This is a genomic window from Sulfurimonas sp. SWIR-19, from assembly GCF_020410885.1.
Taxonomy (GTDB): domain Bacteria; phylum Campylobacterota; class Campylobacteria; order Campylobacterales; family Sulfurimonadaceae; genus Sulfurimonas; species Sulfurimonas sediminis.
In genome coordinates, this window is sequence record NZ_CP084578.1 from 841,675 (window position 1) to 866,736 (window position 25,062).

Sequence of the window (25,062 nt, forward strand, 5' to 3'; positions counted from 1 at the left end):
TAATCACCTAATTAAACTAAAAGGATTTTCTTGCAAACAACAATCAGAAAATGTCTTTTTCCGGCGGCAGGCTACGGAACAAGATTTTTACCGGCTACAAAAGCGATACCAAAAGAGATGCTTCCCGTTCTTACAAAACCACTTCTCCAATATGGAGTAGAAGAGGCAATAGAAGCGGGGCTCACTACTATGGCAATCGTTACGGGGCGTGGGAAACGTGCAATTGAAGATCATTTTGATGTTTCTTATGAACTGGAACATCAAATTAAAGGTACTGCAAAAGAGAGTTATTTGCAAGAGATAAGAAAAGTAATAACAACCTGTACCTTTTCCTATACGCGACAAGTTGAGATGAAAGGGCTTGGGCATGCGATACTGACAGGTGAAACACTTATTGGAAAAGAACCTTTTGCTGTCATACTTGCGGATGATTTGTGTGATAACGAGGGTGCGGGTGTTTTAGCGCAGATGGTAAAACTTTATGAAAAATATAAGTGTTCTATCGTTGCTGTTGAAGAAGTGCCTTATGAAGATACCAACAAATACGGTGTCGTTGCAATAGAAGAGCAGCCCGCACTGAAGTACGGGTTCCAAGAAGACGAAATGAGTGCAGATGAGTTAGCTGAGAGACGGAACCCAGACTTTAGTCTGGGCGATAACGCTTTTAAAATTACAGATATGGTAGAAAAACCAGAACCAAAAGATGCCCCTTCAAACTTAGCCATCATAGGCAGATACATTCTGACTCCGGACATATTTGATATTTTACGTACAACAAAACCGGGCAAAGGCGGAGAGATCCAGATCACAGATGCTTTGCTGCAACAGGCAAAAGAGGGAAAAGTCATTGCCTATAAATTTGAAGGAAAACGTTTTGACTGCGGCAGTGTAGACGGTTTTGTCGCAGCGACAAATTATTTTTACAACAAGAGCCGTTCATGAACTATAGCCATAATTTCAATCCGACTATCTCAGATGAGGATGTTTTTGCCGAAATTGTAAAAGAAAAGAACTCTATCGGCTATTATACACTGCCGCTTCAAGATACATTTGTTTATAAAGAGTATGCCAAAACAGTGAGGCAAACCAACATAGTTGTTATCGGTATCGGCGGCAGTACCCTTGGCACCTACGCTATTTATAAATTTTTAAAACACTCAAAAGATCTGAGGAAAAAACTTTTTTTTCTTGAAACTACAGACCCTATTGATATAAAGTCCAAGATTGAAAATATTGATTTGGAAGATACACTTTTTATAGTGATTTCAAAATCCGGGACAACTTTGGAAACAATAGCCTTGTTTAAGTATATAAACTCTTTGGTTACATGTAATAAAGAAAATACCGTGATTGTCAGTGAGAAAGACTCCAAATTGAGTGATTATGCCCGTATACACAGTATGAAAATTTTTGAGATTCCGAAAAATGTCGGAGGACGCTTTTCTGTGTTTTGTGCAGTGGGTTTGCTGCCTTTGGCAATAGTGGGAATAGATATAGATGCACTGTTAGGCGGTGCAAAAAAAGTACATGACGAGTTTTTTTATGTAGATGCCGAAAAGCCCGCACTAAAGTACGGGTTCCAGGGTGTCTCTGAAACTGCTACTTCAGTTCCTCTGCACAATAATGAGGCAGGTAATATCTCCGGAACCGATACTTCAGTTCCTCTGCACAACGATGAGATGGACAATATCTCTGAAACTGCTACTTCAGTTCCTCTGCACAATGATGACAAAGCTAATATCTCCGGAACCGGTACTTTAGTGCCGGCTGACAATGGAATAAATACTAAACAACGCCTCTTAAAAAAAGCCCGGTTTTTGGTTGAATACAAGTACAACTTTAACATAAATGTAGTCTTTTCCTACTCCTCACGCCTTGAGGGTTTCAACAAGTGGTATATTCAGCTTTGGGGAGAAAGTCTTGGTAAAATTGATATAAACAATACACGTCAGGGATTGACACCTATCGGTATTATCGGTCCGATTGATCAGCACTCGTTTTTACAGCTTATCATCGAAGGCAGACGAGATAAAACGGTCACTGTCATCAAGGTGGAAAATTTTGACAATGATCTGAAAATTCCGGATGTAAAACTGGAAGGGCTTGAAGAGTTACAATACCTCAATAATATTCCTTTTTCCGCATTGATAAACAAACAGGCGGATGCAACGATAGAATCAATAAACAACCAAAAAGACATCCCGTGTGATGTGATAACAATAGACGGTGTCTGTGAAAGTGCCATTGCCGCTTTAATGTATGAATATGAACTGTTGACTTCCCTGTGTGCAAAATTGATGTATATTGATGCCTACAATCAACCCGGTGTTGAAAACGGCAAAATTATTTTGAAAAAGAAATTGAAACAAGACAGAAACAATGACAGCTTGCAATAAAAACAAGAGGCCAGTTTTTTATACCCTCAGTTTTTATATGCTACAATCAGGAAAAAATATTTGAGTAGGATATATGCAAAAAACTATAAAACTTTTACAAAAAAATGATGAACTCACAATAATAGATACTGAACTCGATATATATCTTGAAATTCCGCATCTGGCATATGCCGAAGTAAAAAAAGAAGATGGTGGCAAAGCACTGCTTTTTACCAATGTAGTTGATAAAAAAAGTGGTAAAAAATTTGAAGAACCGGTAATCATGAACCTTTTTGGATCTTATAGGCGTTGTGAACTGCTTTTTGGACGAACCATTGAGTCTGTGGCAGATGAAATTACAAAACTGCTGCATATGAAACCGCCGGTAGGCTTCAAAGAGAAAATTGCTATGGCAAGTGAACTTTTTTCACTCAAAAATATTTTTCCAAAACGTCTCAAAGGCGAGGGAGAATGCCAGCAGATAAAATATTTAAAAGATGAAATAGATTTATATAAATTACCGGTCCTAACAACCTGGGAACAAGACGGCGGACCTTTTATTACAATGGGGCAGGTCTATACACAAAGTCTTGACGGCGAAATGGTAAACCTTGGGATGTACAGGTTACAGGTATATGATAAAAATCATTTGGGCATGCACTGGCAGATACATAAGGATTCTTCACACTTTTTTGATCAGTATCAAAAAGCCACAAAAAGAATGCCTGTAAGTATAGCTATAGGAGGAGATCCATTGTATACCTGGTGCGCAACGGCACCGCTTCCTTATGGCGTGAATGAACTTCTGATGTATGGACTGATTACTAAAAAGCCTGCACAGCTTGTAAAATCTTTGACAACACCTTTGTATATTCCAAAAGATGTGGATTATGTAATAGAGGGCTGGGTTGATCCTGATAATTTGAAAATTGAAGGTCCGTTTGGTGACCATACGGGATACTACACTTTGGAAGAGCCCTATCCTGTGATGGAAGTTTCAGCGATAACGATGAAGCAAAAAAGAACTTTTCTAGCTACCGTTGTCGGAAAACCACCGCTTGAAGACAAATATATGGGCTGGGCAACCGGAAAAATTTTCTTTCCTTTGCTTAAAACAACTGCTCCTGATCTGCTGGATTATCATATGCCTGAAAATGCAGGTTTTCACAACCTGATACTTGCAAAAATGCAGCCACTTTACAAAGGACATGCAAAACAGTTTATGCACGCTTTTTGGGGTGCCGGACAGATGAGCTTTGTAAAACATGCCATTTTTGTTGATGAAAAAGCACCAAAACTGGAGAATTATGAAGCTTTTGCCACATATGTTCTGAATCGTTTTACTCCTAAATCTATGTTTATTACAGAAGGTATTTTGGATGCGCTTGATCACTCATCTCCCGAGACTCTGGTGGGTGGAAAGCTTGGCATAGATGCTACAGGCGCGAACAGCGTTGAAGCTCCTCAGCTTTTGGGAGATGCAGAACTTCTCAGCAGAGTAAAAGAGCTCATTCCCGATGTTGTAGATTTGCATCAGTTTATGCAACGCACAAACAATCCTGTTACGGTCATCAGTGTGGAGAAAAAAAGAAATGTCAAAGAGTATTTCGATGATTTGCTGGTACTGAGTACGCATGTAAGAGTGGTTGTATTCGTTGATGCTGAAAAAAATGACATACGGAACTCTTATATGCTGATTTGGCGTGTCACGAACAATATGGATGCACTGCGTGATGTATATACATCAGGACTCATGGTAGGTATTGACGGTACAAATAAAAATTCGTTGGATAATTTTACAAGAGAATGGCCTGATGATGTCGAGTGTACACAGAGTGTTGTTGAAAAGTTAAAAGAAAAAGGAGTCTGGAGTCTGGACGAAAAACTCTCCGGTAAGTTTCAATTATAGAATTTTTTGTGCTTTTTGTGATAAATTTTATCACTGTAAGGAATATATAATAATTTCTAATGTAATATCAATGAAAGATATTTCACTTTAGGAAAAATATATGAAAAAAATTTTATTAATTGCACTTTCTTTGGCTTTTTTTACGCTTTCTTCGTCAAATGCTGCTATTTATAAAGGGCAGCGTATTTTTATAAAAAAATGTTTAAAATGTCATGACTCCGGACAGAATTTTATTGCAAAATATAAAATGAAAAAATGGAAGAAGCTTATGCGAAAGAAAGGCAAAGCTTTGGCAGAAATCCACCTGAAAAGTGAAAAAGCCAAAAAATCATGGAAATATTTTAAGAGTAAAAAATATTCCAGAAAATCAAAGCATCTGAAACAGTTTTTAGTGGAATATGCCAAAGACAGTGGGAATGTCCCTGCCTGTAACTAGAGGTGCCCTAAATAAAATGAAGCATAATCGCTTCATTTTATTTTTCTCTCTTTGTAAAACTCTTCTTTTTAGATAAAATAGCAAACTTTTTAATATCATTTATGAAACAAACGAAGGAAAAACTATGGAAAAAATGTGGTCAGGCCGTTTTTCGGCATCTGCTTCAAATCTTTTAGATCAATTTAATGCATCAATAATGTATGACCGGAAGTTATACCGTGAAGATATAGAGGGCTCCCTGGCACATGCCCAGATGCTTGCAAAACAGGGTATATTAACGCAAGATGAGCTGAAACAGATTCAAGACGGTTTGGCTCAGGTGAAAAAAGAGATTGAGTCAGGTGAATTTGAATGGAACATTTCTGATGAAGATTTGCATATGGGTATAGAAAAACGCCTGACGCAAATTATAGGAGATACCGGGAAGAAACTGCATACGGCAAGAAGCAGAAATGATCAGGTTGCTGTGGACTTTCGTCGCTATGTTCTGCGAAAAAATCTTGAAATTGCAAAACTTGTGAAACTTTTAATGAAAGAGATTATTGGTGTTGCGCAAAAACATACAGAGACACTTTTACCCGGTATGACACATTTACAGCATGCGCAGCCTATTAATTTTGCATTTCATCTTGGCGCATACCTTGCTATGTTTCAACGTGATATTGAGCGCTTTGAAAGTTCGTATGAACGAAACAATGTGTCACCGCTTGGATGTGCCGCTCTTGCAGGGACACCGCATAATATTGACAGACAATACAGCGCAGAGCTTTTGGGGTTTGAACGCGTGAGTGTCAACTGTCTCGATACCGTGAGTGACAGAGACTTTGCTCTTGAAATTCTTTTTAATATATCGACGATGATGATGCATATTTCCCGTTTGAGCGAAGAGTTGGTGCTTTGGTCGTCTTATGAGTTCGGGTTTATAGAACTGAGTGATGAGTATTCCACAGGAAGCTCAATAATGCCGCAAAAGAAAAACCCGGATGTTCCTGAACTGCTTCGTGGAAAAACAGGGCGTGTTTACGGTGCATTAGTTGGGCTTTTAACTGTTATGAAAGGTCTGCCACTTGCCTATAACAAAGACACACAAGAAGACAAAGAGGGTGTTTTTGATGCAGTCGAGACAGCAGAAATCTCCTTGGAAATTTTAAAAGAGGCGATAAAAACAATGCAGGTGAAACCGCAAAACATGCATTCTGCCTGTAAGGTCGGGCATCTCTCGGCAACGGATTTAGCTGACTATTTGGTTGAAAAGTGTAATATTCCGTTTCGTGAAGCCCATTTTATTACAGGAAAAGCAGTGGCAAAAAGTGAAGAACTGGGCATTGATTTAAGTGAAATTGAATTAAAATATTTGCAGGAAATTGATGAAAGAATTTCTGAAGATGTCCTTGATTTTCTTGTGCTGGAAAATTCTATGAATGCCAGAAAATCCCAAGGCGGTACGGCAACGCAAAGAACACAGGAACAACTGGACTATTTTAAAAAATATTTAGAGGAGCAATAAAAAATGAAAGTAAGCGTATCACACAAAGAAGGAATGAAATTTGAGGCAAAAACCGAGAAAAGCAGTTTTATTATAGACTGTCCTGTAATTTCACCTGTTGAGTATTTTTTAGCAGGTATTATTACATGTAGTGCAACTGACTTGATATTAATACCGAAAAATCAGGGAAAAACAGTCACTGATTTAGTGGTAGACGGTGATGTTGTACGGGCTGAGGATCATCCTCGTAAATTTGTAAAACTGCATTTGACTTACAGTTTTCATTCTGATGCAGATGATGTTACGGCTGCCAGATGGGTAATGGCTTCGGTTGAGACATACTGCTCAACTATCAATACCATAAGAGATACAACAGAGATTTCTTACTCCATCACACATAACGGCAAACTGATTCGTGAAAATGAAAAAATGATCAGTGGTGGCGGAGCGAAAATAGATATGGGCGAAATCGAGTCTTGCCCAAGCTAGAGAGTTTCTCTAGCTATAAAAAATCTTTTGGATCGGCATCGCTGAAATGGCCCCATTTGAGTTTTGCCCCGCCCAGAATATGAAAATGCAAATGTTTGACTTCCTGTCCGCCGTTATCGCCTACATTTGTAATGACTCTGTATCCCGAGGTCTCAATTTTAACCTCTTTGACAATTTCCTGAATAAACTCTGTCATCTTTGCCATAGTTTCACCTGTGACTTCGTTAAAGCTGTCTACATGTAACTTTGGTATTGCTAAAATATGCACAGGTGCTTTAGGATTGATGTCATGAAAAGCTAAAAAATTTTCATTCTCCAAAACAATATTTGCGGGTATTTCTTTATTGACGATTTTACAAAACAGACACATAATTCTTTCCTTAATTTTTGAATATTGTAGCATATAAAGATTCAAATGAAGCTATTTATAACAAATTTTTCAGTATAATCACTACAAAATTAAATAACTACGGAGACTCTATTGAAAGAGTGGTATGATAAAATAAAAGAAGCACCAAGTGTAGAAGCTTTAGAAGAGATTCGCATTGCTGTCTTTGGAAAAAAAGGCATATTAGCTGCCGAATTTGCTAAAATGAAAGATGCTCTCAATGAGCAAAAGTCTCAAATCGCAAAAGATTTAAATAAGCACAAAAGTGCATTAATGAACGAATTTACTGCAAAAAAAATTGCCTTGCAGACGCAAGAGTTGCAACGTGCTATGAAAGAAGAGGCCATAGATGTGTCAATGTTTGGCACAAAATCTTCAGCGGGAGCATTGCATCCTGTGATGGAAACAATGGACAGAATTGTAGAATATTTTTCATGTATGAATTTTGCCGTAAAAACAGGACAGATTGTTGAAGATGATTTTCACAATTTTGAAGCACTCAACCTTCCAAAATACCATCCGGCACGAGATATGCAAGACACATTTTATTTTAAAGACGAAATGCTTTTACGCACGCATACTTCGCCTGTACAAATCAGAACAATGCTGGAGTCAAAACCGCCGATTCGTATGATTGCACCGGGTGCGGTTTTCCGCCGTGATTATGACTTGACACATACGCCGATGTTTCATCAGGTTGAGGGATTGCTTGTTGATGAAGAGGGAAAAGTCTCTTTTGCCAATTTAAAGTTCATTTTGGAAGATTTTTTAAAGTATATGTTTGGTGATGTGAAGGTTCGTTTTCGCCCTTCGTTTTTCCCTTTTACGGAGCCTTCTGCGGAAGTAGATATCTCCTGTGTATTTTGTCAAGGCGAAGGCTGCCGCGTCTGCTCTCATACAGGATGGCTTGAAGTGCTCGGCTGCGGTATTGTGGATGAAAATGTATTTGAAGCGGTCAATTACAAAAATGTCAGCGGGTATGCTTTTGGTTTGGGAGTAGAGCGTTTTGCAATGCTGATTCATCACATAGGTGACCTTCGCTCACTTTTTGAGGGAGATATTAAGTTACTGGAGCAGTTTCAATGATAGTTACGAAGAGTTGGTTAAACGAATGGATTGACCTGGAAGGAATTTCGACAAAGGAACTCGCTGATACTTTTAATGCTATCGGTCTTGAGGTTGACAGAATTCACGAATATCGTGTGCCTGCAAAAATAGTTTTTGGAAAAGTTTTAGAGTGTGAAAAACATCCCGACGCAGACAAACTTAATATCTGCCAGGTTGATATAGGGTCGTGCATTCGTCAAATTGTATGCGGTGCTTCAAATGTAAGAGCAGGGTTACATGTAGTCGTAGCAACGATCGGGGCTGTTATGCCGTCGGGACTTGTGATAAAACCTGTCAAACTGCGTGGAGTAGATTCAGAGGGGATGATATGCTCGGCATCAGAAATCGGTCTGCCTGATTTGGGCAAAGGGATCATGGAACTTGATGCAAGTGTAGGAACCTTTTCGCTTGGACAGGAAGTTAACGAAAATTCTCTTTTCAATGATGATTTGATTGAAATAGAATTGACAGCAAACCGTGGAGACTGTTTAAGTATTCGTGGCGTTGCAAGAGACTTGAGCGCTGCCTTTGACAGACCCGTGAAAGAGTACGAACAAACTGACAATGATGAAAAAAGAGGAATAGGACGTATTCTCTCTTTAACACATGAAAAAGATTTGGATGTAAATTTACGCTACAAAGCCATAGATTTAAAAGCATTGGTTCTGCCTTTTGTTGTCAAACTCCGTCTTGGACAGATAGAAGAGTCCCGAAAGTGTGATGTTGAAGCAATGACACTCTATGTGACCCATGCTACAGGTGTGATTTTGAGAGCCTACAGGCATGAGTTTTTTACAAAAGATGATGAACCGATGGCAAAGATTATTCTTGGTGAAGATGAAAACGGATATGCCTGTATCAAAACACAGGAGGGGCAAATTGCCTCCATAGTCGGTATTATTCAAAAAGATGAATCCAAAGTGACAAAAAACGAAGGAATTGTTCTTTTGGAAGCCAGTTATATCCCGCCGGATATCATTTCTAAAAAAATGGCCGAGAAAAAAATCGAATCAGGTCCAATGTTTTACAAAACATCACGGGGCAGTGAACCAGAGTTGAATGGCGGACTTTCATACTGTATTGACCTGATAGAATCAAACTCTGTTTCATCAACATTCAGCGGCAGCATAGAGTTGTCTACGTCGTTCAGAGAAAAGAATGTGATTGTCACAAAGCAGGAAATTGATGAAATAATTGGCGCAAATATTGACAAAATCGTTATTACAAAGATTTTGAAAAATTTAGGTTTTGATGTTTCCAAGTCATCAGTTGACAAGTTTGTGATCTCCATACCGCAGTTTCGTCACGATATTACAAACAAGCAGGATATTGTAGAAGAAATTGTACGGATGGTCGGGATTGACAATATTCCTTCCAAGCCCTTTCTTCTAAAAGAAGAAAACAGACTTGAAGACAACTATTTTGAATACAAAAAGCGTTCTGTTTTTAGACACAGATGTGCCCAGAGCGGATTTTTTGAATCTGTTCATTTTGTTTTTGATGAAAAAAAGATTTTAGAGTCTTATGGATTTGAAACAACAAAAAAAGAGCTCGAACTTTTAAACCCGATTGTCCAGACCTTAGATACTCTGCGTCCGACACTTTTAACAGGTCTGCTCAAAGCAGCATCTTCAAATATCAAAAACGGCTACGCTTCGGTCAGGCTCTTTGAAATAGGTTCTGTTTTTACACCGACAAGGGAAGAGTCTTACAAAATGTCATTTGTTTTCAGTGGAGATAAAGAGAATGAAAATCTTGCCAACAGCGGTAAGCCTGAAAAAGTCGATTTTGCCTTTTTTGTGCAGAAAATAGCGGATGTAGTTGGCGATATAGAGTTGCGTGAGTACAGGACAAAACATACTCTCTCACATACCTATCAGTCAGCAGAGGTTTTATTGAACAATACAGTGATCGGAGAACTTTTCAGAGTGCATCCGGAAGTTGAAAAAGCCTATGACCTGCATAGAACCTATATGTGTGAACTTGATTTGCATAAAATTCCTTACGCACTTAAAACCGCACAGCAGAGATCAAAATATCAGGCCTCTTTTAGAGATTTGAGCATCATCATGCCAAAAGATATGAGTTATGAGAGAGTCAAAGATGTTATTCATACACATGCACGTAAAGAAGTTGTGCGCTTTTATCCTGTGGACAAATACAGTGATGAATCATTGGGTGACAATATCAGCCTTTCGCTGCGCTTTGTACTGCAGTCTGATGAAAAAACTTTGGAAGAAGAAGATATCACAGCGGCAATGGATTCTATCCTTGATGCATTAAATAAGAAACTTGGAATCGGTCTGCGATGAGTACGGTAGTTGTTTCTCCTTCTGAGTCTTTTTCTCTGAATATTTCAGAAATTGCTCCGGACAAGTCCATTTCACACCGAAGTGTCATGTTTGCAATGCTAAGCAAAGGTGTCAGTGAGATAGAAAATTTTTTACGGGCCGAAGATACGATGAACTCTTTGGAAATTGTAAAAAATCTTGGTGCAAATGTCGAAGATGACGGAAAAATCATTAAAATATCTTCAAGCGGCATACAGGAGCCGTTTGAAATACTTGACTGCGGTAATTCCGGAACAGGTATGCGCCTTTTTTGCGGACTGTTGAGTTCTGCAAACGGACATTTTGTTCTCACGGGAGACAAATATCTTCGCCGCCGCCCGATGAAACGTGTTACGGAGCCGTTGATGAGCATCGGTGCAAAACTTGACGGCAGAAAAAACGGAGATTTGGCACCGCTCTCAATTCGCGGTGCTTCTTTGAAAGCTTTTGATTATGAGAGTAAAATTGCCTCCGCGCAGGTAAAAAGTGCAATGATTCTGGCAGCACTGCGTGCAGACGATGTGTGCACCTATACAGAACCTGAACTTTCACGTGACCATACAGAACGAATGCTCAAAGGTATGGGTGCAGATATCAAAGTAGATGGCTTGACAACAACGGTTACGCCGTTAAAAGAACTGCTTGAACCTTTGAAAATCCGAGTTCCTGCTGATCCTTCTTCTGCTTTTTTCTTTGCCGTTGCGGCTGCGATTGTTCCCGGTTCTGGGGTAACTCTTGAAGGTGTTACACTAAATCCTACAAGAATAGAGGCTTTTAAGGCATTAGAACGTATGGGAGCGGATATCTCTTATGAATTAACAGATGACAGATATGAACCTGTCGGAAATATACATGTAAAGTATGCGCCTTTGCACGGAATCGTCATTGAAGAGAATATCTCATGGTTGATTGATGAACTGCCGGCACTCTCCATAGCTATGGCAACTGCTGAGGGTGAGAGTATAGTCAAAAATGCCAAAGAGTTGCGGGTAAAAGAGTCTGACAGAATTTCTACGGTTGTTGAAGGTCTGAGAGCCTGCGGTATCGAAGTAGATGAGTATGAAGACGGGTACAGAATCATTGGCGGAGCGTTGAAAAAAGCCGAGGTTGAGAGTGACGGAGACCACAGGATTGCTATGAGTTTCATTATTGCAGGATTGAAATGCGGGATGAAAGTGAGTGATTTGGAGTGTATAAACACCTCTTTTCCTAACTTTTTTGAACTTTTAAGCAAAATAAGTGAAGCGGAGTTTAGAGAATGAAGATAGAGCTTGCAGAAAACTACGGTTTTTGTTTTGGTGTGAAGCGGGCGATTAAAATTGCAGAAGAAAATACAAATGCAGCAACCTATGGCCCGTTGATTCACAACTCTAAAGAGATAGCAAGACTGGACAAAGATTTTAAAGTGGGTCTTGTTGAAGATTTTCAAACATTCAAGCCGGGAGATAAAGCAATCGTTCGGACACACGGTATAGTCAAAGATGAACTTGCACAGCTCAAAGAAAATGGTATTGAAGTGGTGGATGCTACCTGTCCGTTTGTGACGAAGCCCCAGGAGATAGCCCAGGAGATGAGTGAAAAAGGGTATGATGTTGTCATTTTCGGAGACGAATCACATCCTGAAATTAAAGGGGTAAAGTCATACGCAACACACGGTGCAACGGTTGTTACATGCGTAGAAGAGTTGCATGATCTGAAGTTTCATGAACGCATAGCACTGATTGCCCAGACAACAAGAAAAGTCGAAGACTATATGGAGATTGCGAATTATCTGATTCCCCGCCACAAAGAGGTACGTATTTTTAACACGATATGCAATGCAACATTTGAAAATCAGGAAGCTGTGAGAAAACTCTCCAAAAAAGCAGATGTCATGATAATCATCGGCGGAAAAAACTCATCAAACACCAAACAGCTTTTCAATATATCTTATGAAAACTGTCCAAACAGTCATCATATTGAAGATGAAAACGAATTAGAGAGCGAATGGTTTCGGGATAAAAAATATTGTGGTGTTACTGCAGGTGCCTCCACTCCGGACTGGATTATACAAAATGTTATCAATTCGATTGAAAAAAGTATAAATTAATCATAACTTTGTTATAATCACGACAATTTTTATGTAACAGAGGATAGGCAATGGCGTTCGATAACGAATCATTTGAAGAAGAAGAAAATTTTGCAGAGATGTTCGCAGAAAGCGAAAAAAAGCAAGAAACAAGTCGCATCGTAGAAGGTGAAGTAGTAGAGATACAGGCTGATGAGAACAGAGCATTAGTAAGTGTAGGTGATAAACTTGAGGGTATATTAAGCCTTGATGAAATACGTGATGAAAACGGTGAGTTGAAGTTTAATACCGGCGATAAAATTAAAGTTATGCAAATGGGGTACTACAATGAGCGTCCCAAAATATCATACAAAAAAGTTTTAGAGCAGGAAAAAACTATAGAGTTTATTGATGCACACAAAGAGGATTTTGAAGACCTGGTTGTTGAAGGTATCATTACAAAGAAAAATCGTGGCGGATATGTTGTTGAAGCTGATGCAGTTTCATTTTTTATGCCGCGTTCTTTGGCAGCATTCAAAGAGACTGACGATGTTGTAGGGCGTAAAATCAAAGCACAGGTTGTGAAAATTGATCCGGCTGAAAATTCGATTATTCTTTCACGTCGTAAACTTTTCAATGAAGAGCGTAAAAAGAAAAAAGAAATCATTGATCAACTTATGGCCGAAGATGTCATCGTTGAAGGGACTATCAAAAAAATTACCAGTTACGGTATGTTTGTAGATGTCGGCGGTGTTGACGGTTTGGTACACTACAATGAAATCTCTTATAAAGGTCCGGTGAATCCGTCAAAACTTTATAAAGAGGGTGATGTTGTAACTGTTAAAGCAATCTCTTATGACAAAGACAAGCGTCATCTTTCTTTGTCTATTAAAGCTGTTCAGCCTGACCCTTGGGCAGAAGTTGAAAGTGAACTGGATGAGGGTGATACAATTACAGTTACCGTTTCAAATATTGAAGCATACGGTGTTTTTGTTGACCTTGGAAATGACATAGAAGGTTTCTTGCATATTTCAGAAATCACATGGAACAAAAATGTAAAAAATCCAAATGATTACCTGGAAGTTGGACAGGAAATCGATGTTGAAGTAATAGAAATCAATTCTAAAACACACAAACTTCGTGTTTCATTAAAAAGATTATTACCAAAACCATTTGATGAATTTGTTAAAAAATACCATGAAGGAGATGTCGTTACAGGTACGATTACATCTTTAACTGATTTTGGTGCATTTGTCCGTATAGACGGTGTTGAAGGTCTTTTACACAATCAGGATATTTCATGGGACAAAAATACAAAAGCAAAAGATGTTTTGAAATCCGGTGAAGAAGTAGAAGTGAAAATTGCCAAAATCAACAAAGAAGATCAGAAAATATCTTTAAACCGTAAAACACTTTTAGAATCACCTATAGATAAATTTGCAACAACACATAAAGTGAACTCTGTAGTTAAAGGAACTATCCGTGATATTAAAGATTTCGGTGTATTCGTTTCTCTTGAAGACGGAGTTGATGCACTGATTCGTGATGAAGATTTAGCTCCACTGGTAAAAGAAGAGTTGGAACCGGGTCAGGAGATAGAAGCTGCGATCGCAAACATTGATACCCGTCGTGACCGTATCCGTTTATCTGTTAAAAAATTGGATTATATCAAAAATCAGGCAATGCTTGAAGAGATTAATGATACAGAATCACACTCTCTCGGTGACTTGATAAAAGATAAATTTAAATAAGCTCAAGCTTTTAAATGCAAAAGATAATTAAATGGTTTGCCCCGTTTTTAGCATTGGGCGTAGCCGTGTTTATTGTCTTTTTTTTAGTATCTATAAACTCACAGGATGAAGTTATAGATACGCAACCTCTGGTTTTAAAAAATGAAACTGTTTTTAAAAAACCGGAAAAACTATGGCTGAATCATTTTTCAAAATCTGAGAGGCTTGGTTATTTTTATCCTGTGAATGAAGTGTATATTACACTTGATCTGAATGAAAAAATAACTAAAACTATTACCTATAAATTGTCAGCAAAACTTTTAGATCCCTATCAGCTTTTTTGTCTCAAAGAAGAGTTGAAAAGACATAAATTAAAGTATTTTTTAAAAAAAGATGCTAAAGGTATAGATTTACTTATTTATTCACAAAATGTAGATAAATTAAACAAATTGGTAAAAGTGCTAAAAAATTATAAAATCAAGGCCACTGTTGCGCCTTATAAAAAGGAAGATTAAATGAGCAATGAAACAAATGCCCCTGGGGTACAAAAATATACAGTAGTCGTATGTGACCATATCCATGAAGCCGGCTTGAAAATGCTTCAAGAAGATGAAAACATCAACTTCATCATGGCAGCTGATGTAGATAAAAAAGAGCTTGTTGAAACAATTATTCCAAAAGCAGATGTGGCAATTACGAGAAGTTCAACAGATGTGGACGAATTTTTTATAGAACATGCTGTCAATATGAAAGCCATTGTGCGTGCCGGTGTCGGTGTTGACAATGTCAACATTCCTGAGTGTTCAAAAAAAGGAATCATTGTAATGAATGTGCCTACTGCCAATACAATTGCCGCAGTAGAACTTACTATGACACACATGCTTTCATGTATGAGAATGTTTCCATATTCTCATGATCACTTGAAAAATCAAAGAATCTGGAAACGTGAAAAGTGGTACGGATATGAACTTAAAGGCAAAAAACTCGGTATTATCGGTTTTGGAAATATAGGTTCCCGTGTTGCAAAACGCGCAAAGGCATTTGAGATGGATATCGTTGCCTATGATCCGTATATCGAGCCTTCGAAAGTAACTGATCTTGATATGACCTATACGAAAAATTTTGATGATATTTTGGCATGTGATGTTATCACGATACATACACCGAAAAATCAGGAAACGATTAACATCATTGACAAAGAAGAAATTGCAAAAATGAAAGACGGCGTTGTACTTGTCAACTGTGCACGCGGCGGACTCTATAACGAAGATGCTTTGTATGATGGTTTAAAATCAGGGAAAATCCGTTTTGCCGGTATCGATGTGTTTGTAAAAGAGCCTGCAATTAACAATAAACTGCTTGATTTGGACAATATCGTCGTTTCTCCTCACTTGGGGGCAAACACGTATGAGTCTCAGTACAACATCGGAACGCAGGCGGCACAAAATGCAATCGCTGCGGCAAAAGGCATAGCCTATCCGAATGCGATGAATCTGCCGATAGATGAGAGCAAGATTCCTCCTTTTGTAAAACCATTCTTGGAAATGGGACAAAAAATAGGTTTCCTGGAATCACAGATCAACAAGTCTAAAATAATCTCTATAAAAGTAAAAGGGCAGGGAGAAATAGCAGACTATGTTGATTCTCTGGCGACTTTTGTGACGGTTGGGGCATTAAGCCACAGTTCTGAGACTATCAATTATGTGAATGCAGATTTTGTTGCCAAAGAAAAAGCCATTGAGGTTGAAGCTGTCAATTTGGGAGATTCAAAAGTTTATAAAAATCTCATTACAGTCAAGATAACAACAAATGAAGGAACAACATCAATTTCGGCTACAATTTTTGAAGACGGATTGCAGCGTATTGTCGCAATAGACGGTTTTGACATTGAATTCCCGCTCAAAGGAGACATGGTTCTGTTTAAAAACTCTGATGTTCCTGGTGTCATAGGCAGTGTAGGAACTATACTTGCAGATAACAATGTCAATATTTCAGATTTTTCATTGGCAAGAAACGAACAGTCAGAAGCGCTTGCTGTGATTTTGGTAGACAATGCGGTAAATGATACTACCTTGAGTCAATTAGCATCTCTTGATGCCTGCATAAGCGTAAACTACGCCCGTTTATAAAAAAACTCCTTCTCTTTTACAAACCCTGAAACCCGTACTTCAGTGCGGGCGAGAGTGGCCGGAAAGTTTTGACAGTCGGTACTGAAGTGCCGATTCCGAGGAATGTATGGCTTTTTGGAACCCATCCTTTAGGGTGGGCTGAGCGTGGCCTGAAAGTTTTGACAGTCGGCACTGAAGTACCGATTCCGAGGAATGTATGACTTTTTGGAACCCATCCTTTAGGGTGGGCTGAGCGTGGCAGGAAAGTTTTGACAGTCGGCACAGAAGTACCGATTCCAAGGAATGTATGGCTTTTTGGAACCCGTACTTCAGTGCGGGCTGAGATTGGCAGGAATGTTTTTATGGTTTCAAAGGCTGCAAGTATTTACTGAAAGGTAGTTCCTCCGTCGATTACTATTGTCTGTCCCGTAAGCCAAGATGCTTCATCTGAACATAAAAATTTACAGGCTCCTGTTAAATCTTCAGGCACACCCATGCGAGAAAGCGGTGAACGTCTGACAACTTCGGCTTTAACTTCTTCATAATTTGGAAATGCTTTCAGGGCATCAGTGTCAATCGGTCCGCCGCTTACGGCATTGACACGAATATTTTTCTCACCAAGTTCTGCAGCAGCATAACGTACCATCGCTTCTACGGCGGCTTTGTTTGTGCCGTGTCCTGCATAGTTTGGTGTGTAGACAAGATTACCGGTAGAACTCATTGAAATGATACTGCCTCCGCCTGTTTTTTCCATTCTTTTGGCAGCTTCCTGAGCACCTACGACAAAGGCATCAACTGTTGCAGTATAGATATTGTTTAAACCTTTTGGTTTCAAGCGCATAAACGGTCCAAATCCACCCACAACGGCACGTCCAGAGATGATTGCATTGGATATGAAATAGTCAAGTCTGTCAAAATCTTGGTCAAACTCCTTGTAAACATCTTTGTAGGTATTTGGCTCCAAGATGTCAAGTTTGTAAGCACGGCATTTTACTCCGTGAGTTGCTTCAATATCGGCAATAATTTCATTTGCCGTGTCGGCACTTGAAGCATAGGTAAAAGCAACATTACAGCCTTCTTTTGCAAAAGCATAGACGATTGCCTTGCCGATTCCGCGAGTTCCACCGCTTACAAAGAGAGTTTTATCTTTCATATTTTAGAGTCCTTTTATGTCGTAATTTTTCATTACTTCTTCTATTTTTTTCATATTTTCTTTACTTGGTGCCACAAGAGGCAGTCTGTATTCCAGTGTTTGAGTGAGTCCTGCGATATACATTGCGGCTTTTACGGGAATAGGATTTGACTCGCAAAACATTACTTTATTTAAAGGGTAGAGCTTGTCGTTAATAGCTTTTGCTCCCATAAAATCATCGCTGAGTGCTTTACGCACAAGCTCTGATTTTAAATCAGGCATAAGGTTTGAGGTGACAGAAGTAATACCTGCTCCGCCGTTTGCCAAAATAGGATAATCAATAGCATCGTCACCTGAAAATACTTTCAGTTCAGGTCTGCGTGAAAGCAGCTCAACTGTACGTTCTAAGCTCCCTGTTGCCTCTTTGACACCGTAAATATTTTTGACGTCATCAAAAAGTCTGATTGTAGTATCTGCTGAAATGTCAACACCTGTACGTCCTGGAACATTATAAAGCATAAACGGCAGTTCGCTGACAGCCTCTGCTATAGCTTTGTAGTGCTGGTACAGACCTTCTTGCGAAGGCTTGTTGTAGTAAGGAGAAACAGAAAAGATGGCATCAACGCCACAGCTTTGCGCATGTTTTGCAATTTCTATCGCTTCATGTGTTGCATTGCTGCCTGCTCCTGCCAAAACTTTTGTCTGTGTGCCTTTACAGACTTCTACGGCAATTTCTATACAGCGTTTGTGTTCATCATGTGTCAGTGTGGCACTTTCGCCTGTTGTTCCGACAGGACATACTGCATTCATACCGTTGTTTATTTGGCGTTGTATTAACGCAGCATAGGTCTGTTCATCAAGTTTTCCGTTTTTAAACGGAGTTATCAGTGCGGTTGAAGAACCTGTTACTAAATTCATTCTTGTTAGCCTTTAAAAATAATGGCTAATTATAGCTAAAAAGTATTAAATTTTTTCAGATTCAAAGTTTTTAATGTAGCGTTTTCTTTTGGCCTCTTTCATTTTTGAGTTGTCTGCGATGATAAACCCTTCGACCACACCATGCAGTCCTTCATTGACACTGAAATCGAAAAAACGGACGGCTCCCTCATCATACAGTTCTGCATACTGTTTAAACAGAGTCGGCACAGCCGTTCCCAGCTCTTTGAGATATTTTTTTAAAACGACAAATCCCTCTTTGTATGATCTGTATTTAAAGAGCATGTCAAACTCCTGTTTTTGCTCATAAGACATAAAGTAGGGTGTTTTTGCACTCATCATATCGGTATTGCAGGCAAAATGCAGAGAGTAAAAGTAGACAAGTGCCGCAACAGCCTGTTTGGGTGTGTCTGCATTAATAGTTACCGTTCCGTAGGTATAGATAATATGCGGATTTTTTGCCAGATAGGCACCGACACCCTGCCAAAGATTGTCGAGTGCCCTTGATCCCCAGTATTTGGGCTGAACAAAACTGCGGCCTAGTTCTACGGAGTTGTGACAGTAGTCTTGAAAATGTTCACTGAAATTACACAGATTATAGGTATACAGACCCTCCATACCACGGTTTTTGATGATTTGCGCGACTTCTCCTATGCGGTATGCGCCGACAATTTCGAGATCTTCTTCATCCCAGAGTATGAGATGTTTATAGTAGTTGTCATACAAATCATTGTCTTTTGCACTGCCTGTGCCTCCGCCGATTGCACGAAAAGATATTTCTCGTACACGCCCGAGTTCCTGCATGAGAAAAGGGGCTTCGTCTGCCTGTGCCAGGATGATTTTTTTGCCATCAAGCGTGTGCCCCAAAACTTCTGTTTTGTTGACTTCGGCACGCAAAAGCATCTTATTATGCGCCGCTGTAATGGTAGTCTCTGTTTGCAATACACACTCTTTTTTTGTTCCCAGGGTATAAAGATGCCGGTAAAAAAGTTTGAGATATTCATCAATACTAATCTTTTCATCAGAAAAAGAACTCAAAGGAATGACTCTGCCTATATTGAAGACGAGCGGTTTTTTTTCTCCTGCTGTGACAAACTCATGCGGGAGCATTAAAAGACCGCTGAGCTTTTTAGGCAGCAGGAAAGATACAAAATAAAACAAAAGACTGTTGCGCCCTTCAATCCTAACAGGTAAAATCGGTGTTTTGTTTCTTTTTGCAATTTTTAAAAAGCTTGCTTTCCACGGGGTGTCTTTAATCCCTTTGAGTGAAAATCTGTTGACAATACCTGCCGGAAAGATAATGACGGCTTCTTCGTTGGACAAAGCTTCATTGATGGCTTTGATACTTGTTTTTGTAATGGCTCCTGTGATGTTGTCTACGGGAATGATAATGTCACTTGCCTGTGTTACCCCCATAAGCATACCGTTTACCATCAGTCTTACTTTTTTGTTTTCTCGTACACTCGCGATGAGTTGCACCAAGGCAAAGGCATCGGAGGCACCGGTTATATGATTTGCGACAACCAGTACTCTGCCCGTTGAGGGAATGTTTTTAAGTTCCTTTGGTTTGATGGTATAGTCTATGTCCAATAGTTCAAGCATGCTGTCAACGAACTCCAGTCCATGCAGATAATGGTTTTTTTCGTAAATTTCATTGTATTTTTCTTCATGGAATATCTTTTTGAGTCTTTTTATAAAAAAATTGTTGACAGATGCGGGGAGGTATTTGAGTGCTTTTTTAAAATTTGTTTTGTAGGCTTTTTCTATGTCCAACATATTATATTTTCTCCTTTTTTATGAGTATGCTTTTTGTTTTACCGTCAATCTTTTTCAAAAGTGCCGGCAACAAGAGTAGATCTACCAGCAGGGCGATGAGCAAAGCAATGGCTGTAATGAGTCCGAAATTTGCATTGAGCATAAACTGTGAAAGACGGAAGACTATGAATGCACTGCTTAAAACGACAGTGGTCAGTACCATTGCCAGGCCTGCATACTGCATGACATAGGCAAGGGCATTTTCAAAATCAAAGCCTTTTTTTCTTGCTTCTTTGTATTTGACTAAAAAGTGAATGGTATCATCTATTGCAATGCCCAAAATGATGGCACCGGAGATGGCAACACCCAAGTCTATGTTAATACCCAGCCAGCCCATCACTCCTATAACCAAGACAATAGGCAGGATATTTGGAATCAAAAAAAGCGGAATCATTTTTATATTTTTAAAAATAAAAAACATAAGCAAAGAGGTGACGGCAATGGCAAGCAGTATGGATTGGATGAGCGTATCGGTAACATCTGCCTGCATATGTGCAAACATCTGGGTCTGTCCGTTGACCTGTGCCGAGTAGGGTGTTTTTTTCCACCACTGCTCAATCCATTCTATCATTTGCAAATCTTTTGAGGTGTCAACGACATTCATGGCAACAGTGAGTCTCAGCAGCCGTTCGTTGACATCCATTTTGTCATTTATTTCCATACCCTGCGGCAGTGAAAGCGAATAGAGAAGAAGATACTGGGCGATAAGATTGCTGTTATCCGGTATGCTTTTGTCAGCATCCATCACTTCATTGAACTTTTTGACAACGTCGACAAGGGAGGAGGTATGTCTGGCATCGGGAAATTTTTCTTTGAGTGCCTGTGAGAATCTGTCAACTGTTTGCATAAATTTTGCATTTTTAATCCCGTCTGTGATTTTTGAATCTATAACAACTTCATAACTCATCGGACCGGTAAGATTTTTTTGGATCATGTTGACAGTTTGGCGAAAGGGAACATCTTCTCTGAAGTAGCGGACGGCATTTGAATCGACTTTAAGATTTGTTAGTCCCAAGGCGATGAAAAGAAAAAGCAGCAAGGTGCCTGTGATGATTTGATTGTCATATTTGATGATGAATTTTGCATACTTTTTGGCAAAACTGCCAAGGGTGTTTTGTGTCGTCGTCTTAGGTGTAACTTTGACTTTCATATTGATAATTGCCAGGGCTGCAGGCACAAAAAGTACAGTGATGACAAATGCCAAAACAGCGGCATTTGCCGTTGCCAGTCCTAAGGTTTTGATGGGAACAATGTCTGAAATACCCAAAGAGGCAAAACCCACAGCGGTTGTTATGGAGGTTAAAAAGGTAGGCAGAAGGTTTTTTTCCAAAGTATCGTGGATTGCCGCATAGTTGTCGAGTCCGGCTTTTCTTCCAAGCAGATAGATCCAAAAAAGGTGCATCGCATCGGCAATACCGATGGCAATGATAAAAACGGGCATATTTGCCGTAAAGTTGTTGAGTTTGTAACCAAGGAGTGTTTGCAGTGAGAGAACAATTGTAAAAGTAAATACAACAACGCCAACAGTCAACAGGACACCGGAAATTTTGCGAAATATAACCCATAAGAGCAGCATTGCTATAAGCAGTACAAGGGGTGTAAAGGTTTTGACATCATACTGGCCGAGGGAGCTGAAAGTTGTGTTGACAACCGGCCCGCCTGCGAGATAAAATTTGTAACCGCTCTTTTTTTCCTCCTGGATATATCTGTTTATATCCTGCATAATATGCTTGGAAGCCCCGATGGTATTGCCGGCTTTTGGTGTCAGACGCCCGACTATCATAGTAGTTTTGGCATCTTTTGAAATAATGCGGTTGACTATTAAATCCTCTTCCAAAGCAATCTTTCTTTTCTTTTGCAAATCCTTTACATGTAAAGCGTCTATATCTTCTATGAAATCATCTATGAGAATGTCATCCTCATCTTGGGGATTCTTATGTACATATTGGTAATTTGTCAGAGAATCGACTCTGGCTATATATTTTGTCTGCCAGAGTTTTTGCGTGAGCCGCTCTATTACATGTAAGGCTTTCTTGTTAAAAATACCGTTTTCATCGCGAAAAACTATGATGATGGAATCATCATTGCCAAAAGTGTTTTTAAAAGCATCATACTGTTTGAGTGTCTGTGACTCTTTGCCAAACCAGATTCTGTAAGAGCCGTCAAACTGTGCATATTTAAGCTGATAGGCAAGTACAAGTGTCAAAAGGGGAATGAGTGTGACAATAAACCAGCGAAATTTGAGTATTAAATCGACAAATTTTTTCATTTTTTCTCTTTTAAAAGTAATAACCGAGTTTTAGACTGATGCGTTCATGGGCACCCATCAGTTTAAAAGCGGTGTTGTAGTTTTTTGACGGTGAAATATATCTGTAGTCAAAATTAAGTTTGAAAGTATCCATAACACGGGTCTGATACTCCATATAGTAAACCTGCTCATTATAATCAAGGTCAAATATTCCACCGCCGACGATACTTGCATCATTGCCTTGGTTGAGGCTGTAACGCAGGCCTAAAAAAAGGTCGTTTTGAAAGAGTTCAAACAGTGCCAGATCATCTTTTTTTCCGCTTTGCAGTGTAATATAACGGTAGTATTCCACAAGTAATCCCAAGTCGGCCTCTTTGTAAACCTGTGAGATTGTATGTTCCGCACCAATCCCTACATGTATATAATCAGAAACAAGTGTATCATCAAGAATGTCGGCAAAAGTGGCTTCGAGTTTGTAGAGGGTTGCCCCTATTACAAGGGTATCATAGGTCATAAATTTGTTGACCAAATAGGCATTTTCTTCTGTTGTAACAGTATTGTCAGCCTGGAGGGTTTGTGTATAGTAGCGTTGGGAGTCATACCCGTTTTCAAAAATAAAAGCATAATCAAGTGCATATTCTGTGTCTGTGGTATCTGAATATTTCAGGTAAATACTCGGTCTGTATCTGCTTGCTTTTGTTTTGAGTTCTTCTTTATATACCAAAGGCAGTGTAACATTTGGCGCTACCTTGAGTGTAGCGGGAAAATAGTAATAGACATAAGGGTAGGCAGGCATTTTCCTGTTTTGCTCATACAGTTTTATAATGGCAGAAAACTCTCCACTCTCTGTATAATGCGTGTACGCGGCATTGATGACACCGAGTTTGTCTGTGTAAAAAGGGTCAGACCGCAGTTCGTCAGGGTTAAAAACATTGACAATGTTGCGTACTTCAAGTGCACCCCAGAACAAAATGTTTTTTCCAATAAGTACAGAATCATTTTCAAAATCATAACTGCCGTAAAGCTCATCCAGGCGGATAAAACTTCTGTTGGTATGTTTTTCTGTGTTTAGCAAATCATAATAATCCTGTTGTACTCTGGCTTTTGCAAACCCTGTAAAGTTTTCTTTGATGTATTTTGCTTCAAAATTGGCTGATATCAGTGCATTTTGTTTCTCTTTGCCTGCAGGGGCTTTCATATATGACTGCAGTGTCAGATTGATATTGCCCTGATAGCTGATGTCATCGAAGAAACTTGCTGTTTCTTTTTGTGTTACTTCTTTGCTTACATGTAAAGGCTCGTGCAGCACTGGAATAACTTTGGGAATATTTTTCTTTTGCGGTTTTTTTGAAACTTTTTTAACTTTTTTAACTTTTTTTTGAAATCTGTATTTATATGTATTCACAATAATAGGCTTTGGATATTTTTTCGCTAATTTTTTGAGCGCTTTTCTTGCTTTATTGTACTTTTCATAGCAGCCGCAACGAATACTGTTTATGTTGCTGAAAGAGATAAGTCTGCATGATTTTGGGTAATTGTGTGCTGCAAAATCATAGGTCGAATTTTTTTTGAATTTAAAACTTGTCAACTGTACGGAGTAACAGGTGTCATTTGATTTTGCACAGGAGATACTAATGCTTAAAAGCAGTATAAACAAAAACTTCATAATTACTTTTTGAGAACGCGTTTGTGAAAATTTCTCTCTTTGAGTCCGATTTTTATCTTTTCGTCTTCCCAGATTAAAATGGTCTTTTTGGCGTTTTGATGATTGGTCATCGTCATTTTTCTGACACGCCAAACACCTTTGATTTTTTTGTAGTCATCAAAATAGGCTGTTTTAAGCAGTTCATGCTTTCTGTCATAATAGTCCACTTTTTTTATCAAAAATGTCTTTGCGTTCACCCAGGAGATCTGCTTTGTATAGCCGGAGTTTTTACTTACAGGCACTCTTTTTCCGACATAATATTTTTTGCCGTTGAGTATTTCTTCTTTGGCTTGGCCTGTAAAAGTGTATTTTTTCGCACTGAAAGAGCTGAGATCCTCATAAGAAAATTCTGATCCCATAAAAGAGCCCGATTTGTTTTTTGAAGCGATTCTCTTCACACGTTTTAATGCCGGCAGATAGAGCCACTGGTCGTCATCTTTGTTGATATGCTCATAATTAAGAAACTTCGTTCCTTTGACATCGGCAGGGGAGAGAAAGGTCATCAGTGACTTGTTCCCGGATGCCTTTTCAAGAATGATCATTTTCATGTGCCGTTCACGTTTTTGATTGTTGGCATTGATAAGCGTCATTTTCATAGTAGAAGAAGAATCTTCAAAGCCGTTCATAACAGCTTCACATCTGTTGGCAACCTCTTGGTTGGAAATGGCAAAAAGGGCGGATGAAATAAGGAGAAAGAAGAGCGTTTTTAACACGAATAAGAACCTTGCATAGTATTATTTTTACTAATAGTAGCACAGAAACTTATTTTTTGTGATATTTTTTTGATAAAGTTACAAAAAAATTACTTTTATGTAACTTTA

Annotated in this window: 20 protein-coding genes; 13 read left to right on the plus strand and 7 right to left on the minus strand. The window is 39.0% G+C overall.

Annotated elements, in window-relative coordinates:
- Nucleotides 1-30 precede the first annotated feature (30 nt).
- The 6 genes from galU to LCX93_RS04430 all read left to right on the plus strand — a co-directional run bounded on the left by galU (nt 31) and on the right by LCX93_RS04430 (nt 6,695).
- Nucleotides 31-942: a UTP--glucose-1-phosphate uridylyltransferase GalU gene (gene galU, locus LCX93_RS04405; protein ID WP_226068881.1), complete on the plus strand. Its 912-nt coding sequence runs from the start codon at nt 31-33 to the stop codon at nt 940-942.
- On the plus strand, nt 939-2,396 hold the full coding sequence (locus LCX93_RS04410) for a phosphoglucose isomerase-related protein (protein ID WP_226068882.1): 1,458 nt from the start codon (nt 939-941) through the stop codon (nt 2,394-2,396). The genes galU and LCX93_RS04410 overlap by 4 nt, the downstream gene beginning before the upstream one ends.
- Before the next feature lie 73 nt (nt 2,397-2,469).
- On the plus strand, nt 2,470-4,284 hold the full coding sequence (locus tag LCX93_RS04415; protein ID WP_226068883.1) for a menaquinone biosynthesis decarboxylase: 1,815 nt from the start codon (nt 2,470-2,472) through the stop codon (nt 4,282-4,284).
- Between the two features lie 100 nt (nt 4,285-4,384).
- Nucleotides 4,385-4,720 carry a cytochrome C gene (locus tag LCX93_RS04420; protein ID WP_226068884.1) on the plus strand — a complete coding sequence of 112 codons (336 nt, stop codon included), beginning with the start codon at nt 4,385-4,387 and terminating at the stop codon, nt 4,718-4,720.
- A 124-nt stretch (nt 4,721-4,844) separates the two neighbouring features.
- A complete protein-coding gene (gene argH, locus LCX93_RS04425; protein ID WP_226068885.1) occupies nt 4,845-6,227 on the plus strand; it encodes an argininosuccinate lyase in 1,383 nt (460 codons plus the stop codon).
- A 3-nt stretch (nt 6,228-6,230) separates the two neighbouring features.
- Nucleotides 6,231-6,695, plus strand: coding sequence for an OsmC family protein (locus LCX93_RS04430; protein WP_226068887.1), 465 nt, complete (start codon nt 6,231-6,233; stop codon nt 6,693-6,695).
- 13 nt (nt 6,696-6,708) lie between these two features.
- Here LCX93_RS04430 and LCX93_RS04435 read toward each other — a convergent pair whose 3' ends face one another.
- Complete coding sequence (locus LCX93_RS04435) at nt 6,709-7,065, minus strand: histidine triad nucleotide-binding protein (protein WP_193151550.1); 357 nt, start codon at nt 7,063-7,065, stop codon at nt 6,709-6,711.
- Between the two features lie 111 nt (nt 7,066-7,176).
- On the opposite strand from LCX93_RS04435, the gene pheS reads away from it, so the two are divergent.
- The 7 genes from pheS to serA are packed head-to-tail and all read left to right on the plus strand — an operon-like array spanning nt 7,177 to nt 16,426.
- Entirely contained in the window at nt 7,177-8,169 is a 993-nt protein-coding gene (gene pheS / locus LCX93_RS04440; RefSeq protein ID WP_226068889.1) for a phenylalanine--tRNA ligase subunit alpha, read from the plus strand.
- Nucleotides 8,166-10,502 carry a phenylalanine--tRNA ligase subunit beta gene (gene pheT, locus LCX93_RS04445; RefSeq protein ID WP_226068890.1) on the plus strand — a complete coding sequence of 779 codons (2,337 nt, stop codon included), beginning with the start codon at nt 8,166-8,168 and terminating at the stop codon, nt 10,500-10,502. Before pheS ends, pheT begins: the two co-directional genes overlap by 4 nt.
- Nucleotides 10,499-11,782 (plus strand): 3-phosphoshikimate 1-carboxyvinyltransferase, encoded by a 1,284-nt coding sequence (aroA, locus tag LCX93_RS04450; protein ID WP_226068895.1) that lies wholly within the window; start codon nt 10,499-10,501, stop codon nt 11,780-11,782. The genes pheT and aroA overlap by 4 nt, the downstream gene beginning before the upstream one ends.
- On the plus strand, nt 11,779-12,609 hold the full coding sequence (locus LCX93_RS04455; RefSeq protein WP_226068897.1) for a 4-hydroxy-3-methylbut-2-enyl diphosphate reductase: 831 nt from the start codon (nt 11,779-11,781) through the stop codon (nt 12,607-12,609). The genes aroA and LCX93_RS04455 overlap by 4 nt, the downstream gene beginning before the upstream one ends.
- Nucleotides 12,610-12,659: 50 nt before the next feature.
- On the plus strand, nt 12,660-14,318 hold the full coding sequence (locus LCX93_RS04460) for a 30S ribosomal protein S1 (RefSeq protein ID WP_226068899.1): 1,659 nt from the start codon (nt 12,660-12,662) through the stop codon (nt 14,316-14,318).
- 14 nt (nt 14,319-14,332) lie between these two features.
- The gene (locus LCX93_RS04465; protein WP_226068901.1) at nt 14,333-14,812 is read left to right on the plus strand and encodes a hypothetical protein; all 480 of its coding nucleotides are present in this window, start codon (nt 14,333-14,335) and stop codon (nt 14,810-14,812) included.
- On the plus strand, nt 14,813-16,426 hold the full coding sequence (gene serA / locus LCX93_RS04470; RefSeq protein WP_226068902.1) for a phosphoglycerate dehydrogenase: 1,614 nt from the start codon (nt 14,813-14,815) through the stop codon (nt 16,424-16,426).
- 364 nt (nt 16,427-16,790) lie between these two features.
- Here the strand turns inward: serA and LCX93_RS04475 are convergent, their stop codons facing one another.
- The 6 genes from LCX93_RS04475 to LCX93_RS04500 are packed head-to-tail and all read right to left on the minus strand — an operon-like array spanning nt 16,791 to nt 24,954.
- Nucleotides 16,791-17,558 carry an enoyl-ACP reductase gene (locus tag LCX93_RS04475; protein ID WP_226068903.1) on the minus strand — a complete coding sequence of 256 codons (768 nt, stop codon included), beginning with the start codon at nt 17,556-17,558 and terminating at the stop codon, nt 16,791-16,793.
- A gap of 3 nt (nt 17,559-17,561) precedes the next feature.
- The gene (gene dapA / locus LCX93_RS04480) at nt 17,562-18,455 is read right to left on the minus strand and encodes a 4-hydroxy-tetrahydrodipicolinate synthase (RefSeq protein WP_226068904.1); all 894 of its coding nucleotides are present in this window, start codon (nt 18,453-18,455) and stop codon (nt 17,562-17,564) included.
- A 45-nt stretch (nt 18,456-18,500) separates the two neighbouring features.
- Nucleotides 18,501-20,249: a bifunctional ornithine lipid synthase OlsF gene (gene olsF, locus LCX93_RS04485; protein WP_226068905.1), complete on the minus strand. Its 1,749-nt coding sequence runs from the start codon at nt 20,247-20,249 to the stop codon at nt 18,501-18,503.
- 1 nt (nt 20,250) lies between these two features.
- Entirely contained in the window at nt 20,251-22,557 is a 2,307-nt protein-coding gene (locus LCX93_RS04490; RefSeq protein ID WP_226068906.1) for an efflux RND transporter permease subunit, read from the minus strand.
- Nucleotides 22,558-22,567: 10 nt separating this feature from the next.
- A complete protein-coding gene (locus LCX93_RS04495; protein ID WP_226068907.1) occupies nt 22,568-24,202 on the minus strand; it encodes a hypothetical protein in 1,635 nt (544 codons plus the stop codon).
- A gap of 2 nt (nt 24,203-24,204) precedes the next feature.
- Nucleotides 24,205-24,954: an outer membrane lipoprotein-sorting protein gene (locus tag LCX93_RS04500; RefSeq protein WP_226068908.1), complete on the minus strand. Its 750-nt coding sequence runs from the start codon at nt 24,952-24,954 to the stop codon at nt 24,205-24,207.
- Nucleotides 24,955-25,062 lie beyond the last annotated feature (108 nt).